The following is a 16,510-nucleotide window of genomic DNA, read 5'->3' as shown; positions in this document are numbered from 1 at the left end:
TCCTTTCTCAGGCGGCCGAGGCCGACGCCGGATGGAACTGGTGTTCCTCGGTGGACCCACTCAGCGCCGACAATGAACTGAGCGATCCCGCGATCACCTGGTTGACCGTGTCGAAGTAACCGGTGCCCACTTCCCGCTGATGGCGGGCAGCCGTATAGCCGTCCTTCTCGGCCGCGAACTCTGCCTCCTGCAGTTCGACGTAGGCGGCCATCTGGCGATCGCGATAGCCGCGCGCCAGCTGGAACATCGAGTGGTTGAGCGCATGGAAGCCCGCCAGGGTGATGAACTGGAACGCATAGCCCAGTTCCCCCAGCTTCTGCTGGAAGGTGGCGATGGTGTCCTCGTCGAGGTTCTTCTTCCAGTTGAAGCTGGGCGAGCAGTTATAGGCCAGCTTCTTGCCGGGGAACTTCGCGTGGATGGCTTCGGCAAAGCGCCGCGCCTCGTCCATGTCCGGCGTGGAAGTCTCGCACCAGAGCAGGTCGGCATAAGGCGCATACGCGAGCCCGCGGCTGATCGCCTGGTCGAGGCCCTGCCTGGCTTCGTAGAATCCCTCCACCGTGCGCTTGCCGGTCAGGAACGGCTTGTCGTGGTCGTCCACGTCCGACGTGACCAGCGCGGCACCCATCGCATCGGTGCGCGCCACGATCAGCGTGGGCACGCCGGCCACATCCGCGGCCAGTCGTGCGGCGATCAGTTTCTGTACGGCCTCCTGTGTCGGCACCAGCACCTTGCCACCCATGTGGCCGCACTTCTTGGCGCTGGCCAGCTGGTCCTCGAAGTGCACACCGGCCGCGCCGGCTTCGATCATATGGGTCATCAGCTCATAGGCGTTGAGCACGCCGCCGAAGCCCGCCTCGGCATCCGCCACGATCGGCACCAGCCAGTCGATGCCGTGCCTGCCTTCCGCGTGGTGGATCTGGTCCGCGCGTAACAGGGTCTTGTTGATCTTGCGCACCACGTTGGGCACCGAGTCCACCGGATACAGCGACTGGTCCGGATACATCGCGCCAGCCGTGTTGGCATCGGCCGCGACCTGCCAGCCGGACAGGTAGATCGCCTGCAGGCCGGCCTTGACCTGTTGCATGGCCTGGTTGCCCGTGAGCGCGCCCAGCGCGTTGACATAAGGCCGCTCGTGGAGTGCGCGCCACAGGCGTTCGGCACCGTGGCGCGCCAGCGTGTGTTCCACCTGGATCGTGCCGCGCAGCTTCACCACGTCGTCGGCGGTGTAGGGCCGTTGGATACCCTGCCAGCGATCGTTGTTCGTCCAGTCCAGGGTGATGTGCTCGGCGTTGTGCGTCTTCATCGTTCGGATTCCTTGGAGTTCGGTCAGGCAAGGTGGTCGTAGGCGGGCAGGGTGAGGAAGTCGCGCAAGGTGTCGGCATGGGTGAGTGCGCTTATCAGTGCAGCCGCATCGTCGGCACGCGAGGCACCGGGCAGCGTGCTGTCGCGCAAGCGATGGGCGTGCGCGGCCAGCGCATGGTCGAACAGGGCGACATCGATATGCGCATCGTCGCTGAAGGCCAGCGGGCCGTGATGCAGCCACTGCCACAACTGCGCCCGGGCAATTTCCGCCGTGGCGGCGTCTTCCATGAGGTGATGGATGGGCACGCAACCCTGGCCGTCCAGCCATGCCGCGGTATAGCGCAGGCACACTTCCACGTTGTTGTCGAAACCCGTGCGTGTCACGGTGCCGATCGCGGGTGCGATCAGCTGTTCCCTCGACACCGAGACATCATCGCGGGAGACATGCAGCTGGTTCGGCGTGGGCATATGCGCATCGAAGATCGCCTGCGCCACCGGCACGAGCGCCGGATGTGCCACCCAGGTGCCGTCGTGGCCGGCGGTCACCTCGCGAAGCTTGTCGGCACGCACCTTGGCCATGGCAGCTTCGTTGGCGTCGTCGTCACCCCGGATCGGAATCTGCGCGGCCATGCCGCCCATCGCGAAGGCGCCACGCCTGTGGCAGGTGCGGATCAGCAACTCCGAATAGGCCTTCAGGAACGGCACGGTCATGGTCACCTGGCCACGGTCCGGCAGCAGGCGGTCGGCATGCGCGCGGAAGGTCTTCAGGTAAGAAAATATGTAGTCCCAGCGGCCGCAGTTCAGTCCGACGATGCGGCTGCGCAAGGCATGCAGGATTTCGTCCATCTGGAAGGCGGCGGGTAGCGTCTCGATCAGCACGGTGGCCTTCATGGCGCCGTGCGGGAGCCCGAGGCGATCCTCGGCGTGGGCCATCACCGATTCCCACAGCGCGGCTTCCTCCATGCTTTGCAGCTTGGGCAGGTAGAAATACGGGCCGCGGTCGCTCTCGTGCAGTGTTCGGGCGTTGTGGAACGCGAACAGCCCGAAATCCACCAGCGCGCCGGAGACCACGTCGCCGTCGACCTCGGCGTGGCGCTCGGGCAGGTGCCAGCCGCGCGGCCTGACCATCAGCACGGCGGGATCGTTGCCCACGCGGTATACCTTGCCGTCGGCGCTGGTGAACGCGATGCTGCCGTCCACGGCGTCACGCAGGTTGCGCTGGCCATCCATCTGGTTGGTCCAGGTGGGCGCGCTCGAATCCTCGAAGTCCGCCATGAACACTTTCGCGCCAGAATTGAGCGCGTTGATGATCATCTTCCGTTCCACCGGGCCGGTGATCTCCACCCGGCGATCCTGCAGCACCGCCGGAATGGCCCCGATGCGCCAGTCCCCTTCGCGAATGGCGGCCGTGTCCGACCGGAAATCGGGCAGCTCGCCGGCGTCGTAGCGCTGCTGCCGTGCGCTGCGCTCGGCCAGCAGGGCCAGTCGCCTGCCGTCGAAGCGCCGGTGCAGGTCGGCGACGAAGGCGACGGCTTCCGGGGTCAGGATGTCGTCGTAGGCATTCGCGGCAGGGTCGAACCGTATGCCGCCTCGGCTATCGATCGCGCTTTCGGGAACAGCCATGGGTCGTGCCTCGGGATAGCGGGGGTGGAAGCCACGCTAGTCCTGCAGATACGATGTTGACAAAGCATATGTTTCAAATACATCTATTAACAAAGTTAATGACAAATTTAAGCTCATGGTTTGAAAGATAAAATATGACTAAGAAACCGCCGGTACGGTTTAGGAAGAGGAAGGGCAGCGCTCTGGAGGCAGCCTCTTCCCCAGGGATCGATACGCCTGCGCGCTTCTACTACAAGGGCAACCGACTCAAGCAGCTGCGTGCCTTCGTTTATACGATTCGCCTGGGAACGCTGAGTCGCGCCGCCGAGGCCCTGTTCCTCTCCCAGCCCTCGGTGAGCCTCCAGCTCAAGGCGCTGGAGCGCGAGCTCGGCATGCCCTTGCTGGAGCGCACACGTCGCCGCGTCACCCTCACCGACGCGGGGGAAGCGCTCTACGCCATGGCCCGGCCGCTCGTGGAGGGCTTTGAGAACCTCGATCGCGAGTTCCAGGCCAAGACGCGCATCACCCACAGCGGCAAGCTGACCGTGGCCGCAGGATCGTCCACCATCCAGTACCTGCTGCCCGAGCTGGTCAAGGCCTACCGCGAACGCTACCCCTCGGTGCATCTCCAACTGGCCAACGTGACGGGCAAGGACGGCCTGGCCCTGCTACGGGCGGACGAGGCGGATATCGCCATCGGCTCGATGCTGGACGTGCCCAACGACATCGCCTGGGCGCCCGTGTACCACTACGACCCCATGCTGATCATGCCGCCGGACCACCCGCTGGCAGCGAAGCAGGACATCCGACTGGAAGACCTCTCACCCTACGGCCTGATCCTGCCGCCGCAGCGCCTGACCACCTTCCGGTTGGTCGACATGGTGTTCCAGCAGCGCCACGTGCCTTACACGGTGGCGATCGAGGTGGGCGGCTGGGATGTGATCAAGCAGTACGTGGCGATGGGACTCGGTATCTCGATCGTCACCGGCATCTGCATCACCGAGGCGGATCGCGAAACGCTCGCCGTGCGCAACCTTCGCCAGTATTTCCCGCAGCGCAGTTATGGCGTGGTGATGCGCAAGGGCAAGTTCCTCAGCCCCGAGGCTCGCGCCTTCATCGATCTCATCCGGCCGGGCCTGCTGACGCACCGGGATTACGACGAATCGGGGCACTCCGGTCGGTGATCAGGCGTAAAGATCGACCAGGTGATTTCTTAGATAGTCCGTGAGTTCCGTCAGGCCTTGCGCCGCATCGATCCCCGCGTCGTACTGACGAATGGCGAGTGCATATTTCGCGTCATCCACACCACGTATCGTCCTGAGGGCCTCTTTAGCGAGGGCAGCGGGGTTGATGGGAGTCTTGTAGTCGAGTTGAAATTCGCCAAGTTGTGACCACGCGTCATGAGACAAATAGCCCTCGTGGTGAAGCATCCCCGACAGGCGGCTAAGCTCGAGCGGATTTATCGAGCGCATGTTGACGGCGGCTAGCTACCGCTTTAGCGAGACCGAAAGCTCTCTTGCAACATCTGCGGCCACCCCGCCCTCGATCGGCGCGTTCCGATAACCGAATTCATTGCGTCGCGACCGCTGTAGCTGCCAACCGGCACTAAATTTCGCAGGTGTCCTGACGGCGCTGTTCGTTCTCATAGGCACGCTGCCGACCGTTCGTTCCCTTGAGCATGCCATCGCGGCACCGAGAAAAATGCAGGTCCATCCACCGATATTAGGTCGGGGGACGCTGCTGTTTCGTGGGTAAAGACACCAGTCGTTGGCCTTACAAACAAAGGCGTGTTCGCTGACAGAACTCGCTACCGGCGAGTCAGTGATGTCACAGTTGGCACTAAGGCCCTTCTAGGCGCTAGCTCATGAAACACGTCGAACATCCTCAGACTTGTTGCGTCATCGGAGGTAGACCAGTCTTACTGGCGGCATGCACGCTGCCGCTGCATGCCGCGCGGTTTCGCTTGGCGGGCCCCGGCTGTCGCCGTAGGGTGCCCGTGTCATGGGAGACCATAACCTTGACATTGACCCTAACCCTCACCGGGCGTCGGTTCAGACGCCTGATCGCAAACGGGGCGTTACGCATTTATCTCGATCACCTCGCCGCCGGGATAGGTACGCCTTAGGGACCGCCAAGGTGATGACGAGCAATTCAAGCGCGAAGCTGGAAGCTGGTTCATCGGTGGGCTCGAGGCCACTGTTTCCGGACTCACAACTGCGCAAGTTGCGCCCTAAAGAAGCTCCGTTTCATCCTTCGTTCGGGCAATGCGGAGCTCTCCCCGACTGTGTGCCTCAACGCCGAAGGGCACAGACTGACCAGGCGCAGGCCCACGTTGCTGTATCCCATCTGAGAAGTGCCATGGAATGAGGTGGTGACTGGCAGTTGAAGCAGTGACTTGGCTTTCCGGAAGTCACGTTGGCGCCTGAGGCTTTAGTGGCGAGCGAGGTCATGTTGAGAATTGTGATCAGCGAGGATGGCGTTTTCGTCAAATCCGAAGAGTGAAGGCCGCCAGGGCTCGCGGAAAACGTGAGTAGTGATCCGGTTGCGTCCACCTAGGGCCCACTTCAAGCTAGACGGCCGGATTGAGCTCGCGGTAAGCACCAACTCGTTCGGCGAGGGCCATGAGGGATTCTTCAAGGTCGTCGTAGTCGCCCTGCGCAAACTCATGGAAGTGCAGATTGTAGGAAGCAGATTTACTTCGCTTCACAGCGTCCGGCGTTCCTGCGGCGCAAACGAAGTAATGCTTGTGGCTTGATGGAGCCGCAATGTTGGCATTCTCTAGCACCATCTGTATGTCTGGATCGTCCAGGTTATAGCCAATAAAAAGAATCGTGTGCGTGAGAAAGAGGGCATCCAGCGTCTTATAGAAATGCGCTGCGTCCTGGCGCGCCCTAAAGAAGTCGGTGCGTGTTAAGACCATTCGTTCCGGCGTCGTGATGCATCCATGCGCTTTTACTACACAGCGAATAGGGGATCTCAACTGCGATACGAGGTGAGTATCCGTGTACTTGAATACGTTATAGCCTTCTGCCGCGGCGCCGCTTCGGCAATAGGTATCATAGACCGTATCGAAATTCGTGGTGATAGCCACTTTGGGATCAATGGAAAGAATTGCTTCGTGAATTCTCGACTTCTCATAGCGCGGAAGCTCAAAGATCCTGCGCATCTCATCGTGGTAGTCCGCCTCATTAAGGCTGGACACGATGACTTCGGCAGCATCGAGATACCTTCGTTCGGCGATCAGTCCAGCGGCGACCGCTTTTGAATCCTCATCGCCGTTCCTCGCATTCAACATCTCGAGAAGCGCCTTCCAGTTGGGCGGTTTTACATTGGTATTTGGAGAAACGCAGCTAGCGGACGCGCCGGCGCCGAAGAAGATAATGACTCTCCTGGCGGCAAGCTCCTTTACGAGCGCATCACCCCAAGCAATCATACTGCTGCCTCGCCAATATTTCTGAGGAAGTTAGCGGCAATTGTTGAGACGATGGCCTGATAGTTCTCGACCATCTTGTATTGAGAACCGACGATGCCGTCCTTTGCGGCGAGCGTCATAATGGGCGAGGCCCTAGTTTGTGCTAGCGGGATCAGGCTATAGAGATGCGGAACGTCGCCCAGCTTTGCGTGCTCTCGTGTCAAGCCAATCGATCCATACTGATCAAGGAGGCCGTCAATCTCGGTCGGGACCTTCCGTATGATTTCTTCGTATCGCTCAGTCGGCACCTTCTCTCCGCCTTTTGACCGGCTTTGATACTGATTCAATGTGTAACCGGCGAAGCCGTTAGCGATACTGGGGCGCTTTGGAATGCCGTAACGTTCGAATCCACCGGGTGCTCTATGCTCGCAGCGTTCGATGCTGTGCTCGTAATCACGTATCGCTTCCCCAAGCCACTGAGCGATATTCCTGATCCCGAGGATGCTGAAGATATCCGTCCCCATCGGGGTGACAAAATTGTCGCAGCCGAGAAGAACGCTTCGATTGATCGCGCCTAGTGATGGTCCGACATCGAACAGAACGACATCGTAATCGCAGGCGAACCGTTGGCAGAGGCTACGAGCCCAATTAGTTTTTCGGTAGCCGCCAATATCTCCCGCAGTGACGTTCGTCCACGCCTCACTAAGCTTATCTTCTAGAAACGACATTGTCGGATGACCTGCGATGAGGTCTACCTTGAAGCGATTCCTGGTCTGAGGAATGGGTTCGAAGGCATCGGCTATATCTGAATCACCGTCTTTGATTGGGCCAAGTACATCTGCAATCGTTGTGAACTTATCAGGATGGGCATCGTCCCAGTAAAACGATGCCGCGTATGCCTCCCCCATGATTAGCTGAGTGGTATTGCATTGCGGATCGCAGTCCACAACGAGGACGCGCTTCTTCATCGCGATGGCAAGACAGGCGGCGAGATTACATAGGAGAGTCGTCTTGCCGACGCCCCCCTTGTTATTGAACATAGCTACAGATTTCATTCGCCCCCCAAGGCCGAAGTCCGTTCGGACGGCCACAGGCCGCTGATGCGAGTCTATTTCATTTCTTGCCCGGTATCGCGCCTAAGACCCGGCCGGATAGTGCACTTTTTCGGTACTCTTCAAAGGCAACCCGGCAGGCGAGCAGCCGAGGGGAGTGCCCAATAGACGACCGGCTCACCGTGATCGCCGCGGCGCCCTTGGACCCGGCGGCGTGATGCCTGAGCGTTAGAGACAATCGACTTGTGCGTTTGGCGTCAGGCATGAAGTCAATTTACTATGCTTGCGGCCAGCTCACCCATGAAGGTAAAGGAACTCTCCATGTTGGGGATCATGAACGGCTGGCCCTGTCGTTGGTCGTTAGCAGCAGTATCGTTGGCGCCTGCATCAAATGCAGGCAAACCATCATGACCCGGGACCATTCCGATACTTGGTGAATTCTTTCATCCGCGCGGTGAAAAGCGTTCCGCCGAAAGTCCACGATCTTCAGAAGCGCAAGGATGTCAGGACTCGCGTCAAACCGCCATTGGATGCTGTGTTTGTGAATGACCTCTTCCGCAAGTTCGCAAACGGAGGGATTTTATCGTTCACCACGAGCGCGTCTTGAAATGCTGTTAAGCGAAAGAACGAATAGACAAACTCCTTGTCGTCCGAGGTTGATGCAGGCGTTAGTCAATCGCGGGCCGGCCGAAGCAGCGGTGTAATAATGTCTCTAAACGCCCGTCCAGTGAGCAGGAAGATGACGCGATGCGTCGGTAGATGCGCTAAGGTTTTCGAGAGCTGGGTGCGGGTGCTCTGGCCATCGCGCCACCTCGCTCGGCGGAAATCGATATCGAAAACTCTCGCGGCACCGGCCTTTGCATCAACCTTGTGTCCAACATAGGCGGGCGGATAGTCCGTTTGTCGTAGCAATTGGCGCAGCATCGCCAAGAATACGTGCCTCATATCCTCGCCTCGGGCCCGGAAGCTATCAATCGCGGTGACGAACGATTTGGCACGGAGCATGTGTAATCCGTGCGTCATTCGCGCGGTCTGGGCTGACCTCAGGCCCCGCGGTGCTTCCCGCGATAACCCACGAACAGGCGGCGAATACTCGTCATGTCCGCCTCCATGTCCCCCGTGGCATGCACCAACGGACCAAGCGTGAAGCTCCGGCTCGGATAGTCGATGAAGATCGGCTGGATGGGCACGCCACTCGCGTGGGCAATGCGCAGGAAACCGGACTTCCACTGTGCCACCGGTTTGCGCGTGCCTTCCGGTGCGATAGCCACCCACATCGCGTCGTGGGTGGCGAATCGCCCGACGATCTGGTCGACCACGTTGGCGGCCGCGGAGCGGTCGATCGGAATCATGCCGAGGCGACGCACGATCGGTCCGAAGGGGCCATTGAGCACCTCACGCTTGATCATCACGCCGACATCCAGCCCCATGGCCGATTTGATCAGCAGGCCCCAGACGCCGTCCCAGTACGACGAATGCGGCGCGCCGATGACGATCAGCTTCGGCAGGTCGGGAAACTCACCGACCACGCGCCAGCCGCTGCGCGCGATCACCCAGCGGCAGAAACGCATCCAGCGGGACACCGGCAACGTGGGGACGTGGGGCCCCAGAACGGGGATGCCGTCCACGGGGCGCAGGCTCAATCGTGGCTCCAGTCTTTCGAGCGGCCCTTCTTCGTCTGGCTGCGCTGGGTCTTGCCCGCCAGCCGGCGCTCCTTCGAGGCACGTGTAGGGCGAGTCGCCACACGTTTCTTCGCGACCACGGTGGCCGCCCTCACGATCTCCGCCAGGCGGTCCCGCGCGTCGTCGCGGTTGCGTGCCTGCTCACGGAACCGGCGCGCCTGGATTACGAGCACGCCGGCATCCGTGATGCGCCGGTCGCCCCGCGCCAGCAGCCGCTCGCGCACCGCATCGGGCAACGACGGCGACGACGCGATATCGAAGCGGAGTTCGACCGCGCTTTCCGTCCGGTTGACATGCTGGCCTCCCGGGCCGTCGGCGCGCGTGAAGCGCTCGATCAGTTCGGCGTCGGGAATGGCGATGGATGACGTGACGATGAGCATGGTGGCTGCGGATTCTAGCAGCCGCCCGATCCATTCCCTTCGTGCACCGCGGCAGGCCAGGTGTAGGCGTCCTGCCAGCCGAAGCGCGCGATCAGGCGATGCCAGGTGTCGTCCAGGGGTGCCTCGATGCACATGGGTCGTACCGCCGTGGGGTGCACGAAGGCCAGCGAGGCGGCGTGCAGCAGCAGGCGATGCGAGGCGAAGTGCTGCCGGAACAGCCGGTTGTGGTCGCCACGCCCGTGCTGGCTGTCGCCGACCAGCGGGTGATGGATGTGCGCGAAATGCTTGCGGATCTGCCGGAACCTGCCGGTGCGCGGCTCCGCGAGCATCAGCGCATAGCGTTGCGCTTCATATCGTCCGAGGGGAATGGCCACCTCGGTCGTGGCCAGCCGGCGATACTCGGTGCTCGCTTCGCGCCGCGGCCCGGTATCGCGCGACCCCGGCAACGGATAATCGATGGTGCCTTCCTCGGGATCGGGCCAGCCACGCACCACGGCGAGGTATCGCTTGCGCACGCTGCGGCCCATGAACTGCTCGCCCAGTTGCGCGGCCACTTCGGAGGATCGCGCTACCAGCAGCACGCCCGAGGTGGCGCGATCCAGCCGGTGCGCCAGGTGCAGGCGGCCGTCCACCTGTTCGCGGAGCAGGTCGATCAGGAACGCATCGTCCGGCCCGACGAAGGTGGACCGGTGCACGGCAAGGTTGGCCGGCTTGTTGACGGCGACGATGTCGTCGTCCTGGTAGAGGATATCCAGCACGTCGCTCAGCGAACCCGTCGTGGCCAGCCCACGACGAACACCAGCACACCGACCGCCGCGGCGGCGATGCCGGGCCACACGCCGCGCGGCGCCAGCGTGCCGACCAGTGCGCCGCAGATCAGCAGGGTGGCGCCCAGCAGGCCGCAGGCGATCAGGCGGCGCAGGCGCCGTGCGTCGTCGCGTGCCACCGCGAGGGCCAGCGGGTCGGCGACGTCACGACGCTGCCCACTGGCGACCTGGAGCAAGGCGTCGCGCAGGAGTTCCGGCGCGCGCGGCGCGGTGCGGATCCAGTCGGGCAGGCGCCGACGCACGTCGCGCAGCGTGGCACGCACGCTGTAACGCTCGCGCAGGATGCGGCGCAACACGGGGTGCGCCACCGCCCAGATGTCGATGTCCGGGTCGAGCAGGCGACCCACGCCTTCGATGTTGAGCAGTGTTTTCTGCAGCAGGATCAACTGCGGCTGCAGCGTGAGCTCGAAACGCTGCGCGGTGCGGAACAGCTTCACCACCAGGTCGGCGATGGAGATCTGCGACAGCGGGCGGGTGAAGTAGGGCTCGCACACCGTGCGCACGGCGGCTTCCAGCTCGTCGACGCGAACATGGGAGGGCATCCAGCCGGCGGCGACGTGCAACTGCGCGATACGGGCGTAGTCGCGCTCGAACAGCGCGATGAAGTTCTCGGCGAGCCAGTACTGGTCGGCTTCCGGGAGGGAGCCCATGATGCCGAAGTCCAGCGCGATGAAGCGCGGCTCGTCCACACGCGTGGTGTCCACCCAGATGTTGCCCGGGTGCGCGTCGGCATGGAAGAAGTTGTCGCGGAACACCTGTTCGTAGAACAGGCGCACGCCTTTGGCGGCGAGCGCCTTGCGATCGAGGCCGGCGGCGTCGATCGCCACGATGTCGTCGGCGCTGACACCACGCACCCGCTCGAGCGTCAGCACGCCCTGCGTGCTGAAATCCCAGTGGACCTCCGGCACGTAGAGATCGACGCCGCTGGCGAAATTGCGCCGGAGCAGGCTGGCGCTGGCGCCTTCGCGCTGCAGGTCCAGCTCGTTCTCGAGCATCTTCTCGACCTCGGCCACCACCTCCATCGGGCGGATCTTGTCGGCCGCGGGATGCCATCGCTGGGCCAGCTCGCCCAGGGAACGCAGAAGGTCGATGTCGCGCGCGATGCGGCGGTCGATACCGGGACGCAGCACCTTCAGCACCACTTCCCGGCCGTCGTGCAGCGTCGCCGCATGCACCTGGGCGATGGATGCGGAGGCGAGGGCGGTTTCGTCGAAGGCGGCGAACAGCGTGGCCACCGGCGCACGCAACTCACGCTCGACGATGGCCCGCGCTTCCGCACCGGGGAAGGGCGGCACCTGGTCCTGGAGCAGCGCGAGGTCGTCCGCGATGTCCGGCGGCACCAGGTCGCGCCGCGTGGACAGGACCTGGCCGGCCTTGACGAAGATCGGACCCAGCTCGGTCAGCGCCAGCCGGAGGCGTACGCCGCGCGACAGGCCGCGGGTGTCTACCGCCGGACCGGGCAGCAACGGGGTCAGCAGCTTGAGTGGACGATAAAGGCGGGCGCCTTCGATCACTTCGTCCAGCTGGTATTTCAACAGCACGGCGACCACGCGGAACAGGCGCGGGGCAAGGCGGAAAGGCGTCATGCGCGCGACCCCCCGAGGGTCCGGGCGAGGCGGGCAAGCCGGGCCTCGGCGCGTTCCGTGCGTTCGCGGACGGCATCCACACCGTCGAGGAAGGTATCCATTTCGCCCGGGGCCACGGCTACGCGGCCTTCCTCGCGCAGCCAGTCGGCGGTGTCCTCGGTGAGGTGCGAGACGGACTCGCGCGCATGGGCCAGGCCCTCGCGCAGGGCGGTGGCCAGCGGAACGCCCAGCCGGTCGCCGAAGGTCTTCGCGAAAGCTTCCTCAACGTCCGGTGCGTACTGCCGGGCCAGGCGCTCCAGGCGTCGCGCCAGCTCGGCGTCGCCCGCGATGTCCACCTTCCCGGGCGCCACGCCATCGTCGTCGCGGCGCAGCGCCATGGCCAGCAGGCTACCCGGCGAAGCGGCGACGCGCAGGCTGCCGCCTTCCTCGGGCGGCCCCACGCGCAGGCGGCCCTTCTCCACGGTGATGCGGATGCCCAGTTCGGGCCCGGCGAGGTGCACCTGCACGCTGCGGCCGTCGAGCGCGTCGAGTCGGGCACGGGTGTCGGGATCGAGGTCGACCGCGCGGTTGAGCGCGGCCTCCATGGCACGGCCGGCCAGCACACGTAGCGGTCGGGGCAGGAAGCGACGAGGATCGGCGTCGGCCGGGGGACGTTCGGGAGTCATGTCCCGATTGTAGCTTGCGCGGGTCAGGCCGCGCCGTCGAAACCGGCCTGGCGCCACGCCTCGAACACGGCGACCGCCACGGCGTTGGAGAGGTTGAGGCTGCGGTTGCCCGGACGCATGGGCAGGCGCACGCGCTGCCCGGCGGGAAGGGCGTCCAGTACGTCGTCGGGCAGGCCGGCCGTCTCGCAACCGAACAGCAGGGCATCGCCTTCGGCGAAGGTCACCTCGGTATGGAGCTGCTGCCCGCGCGTGGAGAACGCGAATACACGCGGTCGGCCGAGGGCTTCGAGGCAGGCGTCCAGGGTGTCGTGCACCGCCACCCGTGCGAATTCGTGGTAGTCCAGGCCAGCGCGACGCAGGCGGGCGTCGTCGAGTTCGAAGCCGAGCGGCCGTACCAGGTGCAGCCCCGCGCCTGTATTGGCGCAGAGGCGAATCACGTTGCCCGTGTTGGGCGGTATTTCGGGTCGGAAGAGGATGACGTGGGGCATGCCCCCATTATGCGGCCGGCGACGCGCAGGTGGCATGCGCGATCGTCGCATCGCAGGTGACGGCTGGGGCGATCGTGGCCTGCCCGACGGCGGCCAGCTGGATCGGCGCACCCGTGTAGGTGAGCATGTTGCCGACGATCAGGCCGCAGACGAGCATGGAAGCGACGAGCAGGCTGCGCAGGATGAGAAGTTCGTGTTGCATGGGTGTATCTCCGACAGAAACAGTAGGGTGATCAGACCATCTGGAAGAGCGTGAACCCGCAGAGGAACATCGAGGTGACCAGCAGGCCGTTGAGCATCATCAGTTCGTATTTCATGTCGCGTTCCTTCGAGTAGCCGGGGCAGGAAGCCGCCCGGCGGGGCATGACTAGTAACGCAAGTGCCGTGCCAGCCTTTGAGTGTCGGCAATGAGTTGATTCGTATGAGGTTTGTCATGTGGCTTCCGACAGGTCGCTTGTCCGCGGACACCGACCACCCGCGACCGGACAACCTGCGGACGATCGGACACCACCGATTGCGCCCGACGGAGCGACCGGGCTAGCCTCCGTGCATCCGGGCCACGAGGGCCCTCTGGAGTCGTGCATGAAGAACCGCCTCGCCCTGCTTGCCGCCGGGCTGATCTCCTTCGTCGGGGCCGCCGCTGCGGCGTCGTCCGCGCCCGACACGATTCCGGACATCGCATACACGCGCTTCCAGTTGCCGAACGGCCTCACCGTCGTCGTGCATGAAGACCACAAGGCGCCCGTGGTCGCGGTCAGCATCTGGTACCACGTGGGCTCAGGCGACGAGCCGGCCGGCAAGACCGGCTTCGCCCACCTGTTCGAGCACCTGATGTTCTCGGGCTCGGAAAACCGCAAGGGCACCTATTTCCAGCCGTTCGAGCGCGCCGGCGCCACCGACATGAACGGCACCACGTGGTTCGACCGCACCAATTACTTCGAGACCGTGCCCACCACCGCCCTCGATATGGCGCTGTGGATGGAGTCCGACCGGATGGGCCACCTGCTCGGCGCCATCGGCCAGAAGGAGCTCGACACCCAGCGCGGGGTGGTGCAGAACGAGAAGCGCCAGGGCGAGAACCAGCCCTACGGCCGCGTGGACGAGAACGTCCTCGTCAATACCTACCCGGCCAATCACCCGTATCACCACGACACCATCGGTTCGATGGCCGACCTGGACGCGGCCTCGCTGGCCGACGTCAAGCAGTGGTTCCACGACTACTACGGGGCGGCCAACACCACGCTGGTATTGGCGGGCGATATCACCGTGGCCCAGGCCAAGGCGAAGGCCGAGAAGTACTTCGGCGACATCCCCGCAGGGCCGCCGGTGCCCCGGCAGCAGCCGTGGATCACTCCGCTGCAGGCCTCCACGCGCGGTATCCAGCACGACCAGGTCGCGCAGGCGCGCATCGTGCGGACGTGGATCGTGCCCCAGCTGGGCACGGACGATGCCGTGCAGCTCGATCTCGCCACTACGGTCCTCGGCGGCGGCAAGACATCGCGGCTCTACCAGCGTCTCGTCTATCAGGACAAGCTCGCCGACGATGTCAGCCTCGGCATCTCGCCCTTCGCCCTCGCCAGCCAGGTGCAGCTCACCGTCGACGTCAAGGCCGGGGTGGACCCCGCGAAGGTCGAAGCGGCCGTGGCATCCGTATGGAAGGATTACCTCGCCACCGGCCCCACGGCCGACGAGCTGGCGCGTGCCAAGGTCGCCAACCGCGCGGGATTCATCCGCGGCCTGGAGAAAGTGGGCGGCTCGGGCGGCAAGGCCGTAATCCTCGCCGAGGGACAGGTCTACCGTAACGATCCGGAGGCCTACAAGAAGGACCTGGAGCGGGCGCAGAACGCCACGACCGCCTCGGTGCTGGCCTCGTCGAAGAAGTGGCTTACCCAGGGCGACTACACCCTCACCGTCCTGCCGGCGCCACCGGGCTTCGACCCGGCCGCCGAGGACAAGGCGGTGACCGGCCTGGGCACCGCGCCTGGCCGCCCCACCGCCGTCACCCCGCCGGCGCGGTCCTACGCCGCCGGCGCGTCCCAGGTCGATCGCAGCAAGGGCGTGCCGTCGGTGGACACCTTCCCCGACCTGTCCTTCCCCACGCTCCAGCGGGGCAAGCTGAAGAACGGCATCGAGGTGGTGCTGGCCGAGCGCCACACGGTGCCGGTGACCCAGGTGCTGCTCCTGTTCAACGCGGGCTACGCAGCCGACCAGGGCCGCAAGCTGGGCACCGCCAGCTTCACCTCCGCGCTGCTGGAAGAAAGCACGCGCTCGCTCGACTCGGTGGAAGTGGCACGGCGCAAGGAGCGCCTGGGTGCCATCGTCTCGTCCAGTTGCTCGCTGGATACCTGCAGCGTCGGCCTGAACGCGCTCAACAGCGACCTCACGCCCTCGCTCGCGCTGTTCGCCGACATCACGCGCAACCCTGCGTTCAAGGCGGACGACATCGAGCGCGTACGTGGCCAGTGGATGGCCGGCATCGCGCAGGAAAAAACCGAACCCACCGGCCTCGCGCTGCGCACGTTGCCGCCGCTGCTCTACGGCGCCAACCATGCCTACGGCATCCCGTTCACGGGCAGCGGTACCGAAAAAGCCATCGCCTCGCTCACCGCCGCGGACCTCGCCACCTTCCAGCGCGACTACCTGCGGCCGGACAACGTGCGCATCGTGGTGGCCGGCGACACCACGCTCGCGGACATCCTGCCTCGGCTCGATGCGGTCTTCGGTGACTGGCAGGCCCCGGCCACGGCCGTGCCGGCGCGGAATATCGGGCAGGTGGCGGCCCAGCCGAAGCCGCGCGTCTTCCTGGTCAATCGCACGGACGCCCCGCAGTCGTTGATCCTGGCCGGCCTGCTGGCACCCTCCACCCGTGCGCCCGACGCTCTGGCCCTGGGCATCGCCAACGGTGCCTTCGGCGGCACGTTCACCTCGCGCCTCAACATGAACCTGCGCGAGGAAAAGCGCTGGGCGTACGGTGCGGGCAGCATGCTCTCCGATGCGCAGGGGCAGCGCCCGCTGCTGTTCTACGCGCCGGTGCAGACCGACAAGACGGCCGAATCGGCGGCCGAAATTCTCAAGGAGGCCAAGGCCGTCATCGGCCCGAAACCGCTCACCGCCGATGAAATCGGCAACATCCAGGCGCAGCGCATCCGCGCGTTGCCCGGTAGCTTCGAGACCACGTCCTCCGTGCTGGGCGCCATCAGTGGCATCCTCATCTACGGCCGCCCGGACGACTACGTGCAGACGTTGAAGTCGCGTATCGAAGGGGTCGACCGTGCCAAGGCCGAGGCCGCGCTCGCCGCCGTCATCCGTCCCGACGCCCTGACCTGGGTCATCGTCGGCGACCTGCGCAAGATCGAGGCCCCGGTGCGCGCGCTCAACCTCGGCGAAGTGCATGTGATCGATGCCGACGGCCAGCCGGCGAAGGACATCGCAGCGCCGGTGTCCGGACGCGCGGGCAAGGCCAAGGCGCCGCCCGCGACCACGGCAAGGTAATCCCCAGCGAAGGGCGCGGTCG

Annotated in this window: 16 protein-coding genes; 2 read left to right on the top strand and 14 right to left on the bottom strand. The window is 64.4% G+C overall.

Annotated elements, in window-relative coordinates; all coding sequences use genetic code 11:
- Nucleotides 1-7: 7 nt before the first annotated feature.
- Together aceA and aceB are read right to left on the bottom strand one after the other, a co-directional pair.
- The gene (aceA, locus tag ACVKN3_RS05740; RefSeq protein ID WP_354513622.1) at nucleotides 8-1,303 is read right to left on the bottom strand and encodes an isocitrate lyase; all 1,296 of its coding nucleotides are present in this window, start codon (nucleotides 1,301-1,303) and stop codon (nucleotides 8-10) included.
- Between the two features lie 23 nt (nucleotides 1,304-1,326).
- Nucleotides 1,327-2,925, bottom strand: coding sequence for a malate synthase A (aceB, locus tag ACVKN3_RS05735; RefSeq protein WP_354513624.1), 1,599 nt, complete (start codon nucleotides 2,923-2,925; stop codon nucleotides 1,327-1,329).
- Nucleotides 2,926-3,059: 134 nt separating this feature from the next.
- On the opposite strand from aceB, the gene ACVKN3_RS05730 reads away from it, so the two are divergent.
- A complete protein-coding gene (locus tag ACVKN3_RS05730; protein WP_354513626.1) occupies nucleotides 3,060-4,088 on the top strand; it encodes a LysR family transcriptional regulator in 1,029 nt (342 codons plus the stop codon).
- Here the strand turns inward: ACVKN3_RS05730 and ACVKN3_RS05725 are convergent, their stop codons facing one another.
- The 12 genes from ACVKN3_RS05725 to ACVKN3_RS05670 all read right to left on the bottom strand — a co-directional run bounded on the left by ACVKN3_RS05725 (nucleotide 4,089) and on the right by ACVKN3_RS05670 (nucleotide 13,361).
- Nucleotides 4,089-4,376 carry a hypothetical protein gene (locus tag ACVKN3_RS05725; RefSeq protein WP_354513628.1) on the bottom strand — a complete coding sequence of 96 codons (288 nt, stop codon included), beginning with the start codon at nucleotides 4,374-4,376 and terminating at the stop codon, nucleotides 4,089-4,091.
- Between the two features lie 1,097 nt (nucleotides 4,377-5,473).
- Nucleotides 5,474-6,337, bottom strand: a complete 864-nt coding sequence (locus ACVKN3_RS05720; protein ID WP_354513630.1) for an SIR2 family protein — start codon at nucleotides 6,335-6,337, stop codon at nucleotides 5,474-5,476.
- Entirely contained in the window at nucleotides 6,334-7,371 is a 1,038-nt protein-coding gene (locus tag ACVKN3_RS05715; RefSeq protein WP_354513632.1) for a ParA family protein, read from the bottom strand. The genes ACVKN3_RS05720 and ACVKN3_RS05715 overlap by 4 nt, the downstream gene beginning before the upstream one ends.
- Nucleotides 7,372-8,040: 669 nt before the next feature.
- Entirely contained in the window at nucleotides 8,041-8,373 is a 333-nt protein-coding gene (locus ACVKN3_RS05710) for a hypothetical protein (RefSeq protein ID WP_354513634.1), read from the bottom strand.
- Between the two features lie 38 nt (nucleotides 8,374-8,411).
- Nucleotides 8,412-9,011: a 1-acyl-sn-glycerol-3-phosphate acyltransferase gene (locus ACVKN3_RS05705; protein WP_354513636.1), complete on the bottom strand. Its 600-nt coding sequence runs from the start codon at nucleotides 9,009-9,011 to the stop codon at nucleotides 8,412-8,414.
- Nucleotides 9,008-9,430, bottom strand: a complete 423-nt coding sequence (gene arfB / locus ACVKN3_RS05700) for an alternative ribosome rescue aminoacyl-tRNA hydrolase ArfB (protein WP_036138296.1) — start codon at nucleotides 9,428-9,430, stop codon at nucleotides 9,008-9,010. The genes ACVKN3_RS05705 and arfB overlap by 4 nt, the downstream gene beginning before the upstream one ends.
- A 14-nt stretch (nucleotides 9,431-9,444) precedes the next feature.
- Complete coding sequence (locus ACVKN3_RS05695; protein WP_354513638.1) at nucleotides 9,445-10,188, bottom strand: pseudouridine synthase; 744 nt, start codon at nucleotides 10,186-10,188, stop codon at nucleotides 9,445-9,447.
- 5 nt (nucleotides 10,189-10,193) lie between these two features.
- Nucleotides 10,194-11,843 (bottom strand): ubiquinone biosynthesis regulatory protein kinase UbiB, encoded by a 1,650-nt coding sequence (ubiB, locus tag ACVKN3_RS05690; RefSeq protein WP_285404305.1) that lies wholly within the window; start codon nucleotides 11,841-11,843, stop codon nucleotides 10,194-10,196.
- Nucleotides 11,840-12,508, bottom strand: a complete 669-nt coding sequence (locus ACVKN3_RS05685; RefSeq protein WP_051938497.1) for a ubiquinone biosynthesis accessory factor UbiJ — start codon at nucleotides 12,506-12,508, stop codon at nucleotides 11,840-11,842. Before ACVKN3_RS05685 ends, ubiB begins: the two co-directional genes overlap by 4 nt.
- A 23-nt stretch (nucleotides 12,509-12,531) precedes the next feature.
- The gene (locus tag ACVKN3_RS05680) at nucleotides 12,532-12,996 is read right to left on the bottom strand and encodes a tRNA (cytidine(34)-2'-O)-methyltransferase (protein WP_285404301.1); all 465 of its coding nucleotides are present in this window, start codon (nucleotides 12,994-12,996) and stop codon (nucleotides 12,532-12,534) included.
- 7 nt (nucleotides 12,997-13,003) lie between these two features.
- Entirely contained in the window at nucleotides 13,004-13,198 is a 195-nt protein-coding gene (locus ACVKN3_RS05675) for a hypothetical protein (RefSeq protein WP_285404300.1), read from the bottom strand.
- Nucleotides 13,199-13,229: 31 nt separating this feature from the next.
- Entirely contained in the window at nucleotides 13,230-13,361 is a 132-nt protein-coding gene (locus ACVKN3_RS05670; RefSeq protein WP_285404298.1) for a hypothetical protein, read from the bottom strand.
- A 217-nt stretch (nucleotides 13,362-13,578) separates the two neighbouring features.
- Here ACVKN3_RS05670 and ACVKN3_RS05665 point away from each other — a divergent pair, with 217 nt between their 5' ends.
- The gene (locus ACVKN3_RS05665; RefSeq protein WP_354513641.1) at nucleotides 13,579-16,488 is read left to right on the top strand and encodes a M16 family metallopeptidase; all 2,910 of its coding nucleotides are present in this window, start codon (nucleotides 13,579-13,581) and stop codon (nucleotides 16,486-16,488) included.
- Nucleotides 16,489-16,510 lie beyond the last annotated feature (22 nt).

The sequence above is a fragment of the Luteibacter sp. PvP120 genome (assembly GCF_054055715.1).
The sequence above is the reverse complement of the archived record's forward strand: the minus strand, read 5'-3'. Positions and strand labels throughout refer to the sequence as shown.

Excerpts from the sequence above, each read along its gene's own strand:
- aceA (WP_354513622.1), bottom strand. The coding sequence starts at position 1,303 with ATGAAGACGCACAACGCCGAGCACATCACCCTGGACTGGACGAACAAC.
- aceB (WP_354513624.1), bottom strand. The coding sequence starts at position 2,925 with ATGGCTGTTCCCGAAAGCGCGATCGATAGCCGAGGCGGCATACGGTTC.
- ACVKN3_RS05730 (WP_354513626.1), top strand. The coding sequence starts at position 3,060 with ATGACTAAGAAACCGCCGGTACGGTTTAGGAAGAGGAAGGGCAGCGCT.
- ACVKN3_RS05725 (WP_354513628.1), bottom strand. The coding sequence starts at position 4,376 with ATGCGCTCGATAAATCCGCTCGAGCTTAGCCGCCTGTCGGGGATGCTT.
- ACVKN3_RS05720 (WP_354513630.1), bottom strand. The coding sequence starts at position 6,337 with ATGATTGCTTGGGGTGATGCGCTCGTAAAGGAGCTTGCCGCCAGGAGA.
- ACVKN3_RS05715 (WP_354513632.1), bottom strand. The coding sequence starts at position 7,371 with ATGAAATCTGTAGCTATGTTCAATAACAAGGGGGGCGTCGGCAAGACG.
- ACVKN3_RS05710 (WP_354513634.1), bottom strand. The coding sequence starts at position 8,373 with ATGCTCCGTGCCAAATCGTTCGTCACCGCGATTGATAGCTTCCGGGCC.
- arfB (WP_036138296.1), bottom strand. The coding sequence starts at position 9,430 with ATGCTCATCGTCACGTCATCCATCGCCATTCCCGACGCCGAACTGATC.
- ubiB (WP_285404305.1), bottom strand. The coding sequence starts at position 11,843 with ATGACGCCTTTCCGCCTTGCCCCGCGCCTGTTCCGCGTGGTCGCCGTG.
- ACVKN3_RS05685 (WP_051938497.1), bottom strand. The coding sequence starts at position 12,508 with ATGACTCCCGAACGTCCCCCGGCCGACGCCGATCCTCGTCGCTTCCTG.
- ACVKN3_RS05680 (WP_285404301.1), bottom strand. The coding sequence starts at position 12,996 with ATGCCCCACGTCATCCTCTTCCGACCCGAAATACCGCCCAACACGGGC.
- ACVKN3_RS05675 (WP_285404300.1), bottom strand. The coding sequence starts at position 13,198 with ATGCAACACGAACTTCTCATCCTGCGCAGCCTGCTCGTCGCTTCCATG.
- ACVKN3_RS05670 (WP_285404298.1), bottom strand. The coding sequence starts at position 13,361 with ATGCCCCGCCGGGCGGCTTCCTGCCCCGGCTACTCGAAGGAACGCGAC.
- ACVKN3_RS05665 (WP_354513641.1), top strand. The coding sequence starts at position 13,579 with ATGAAGAACCGCCTCGCCCTGCTTGCCGCCGGGCTGATCTCCTTCGTC.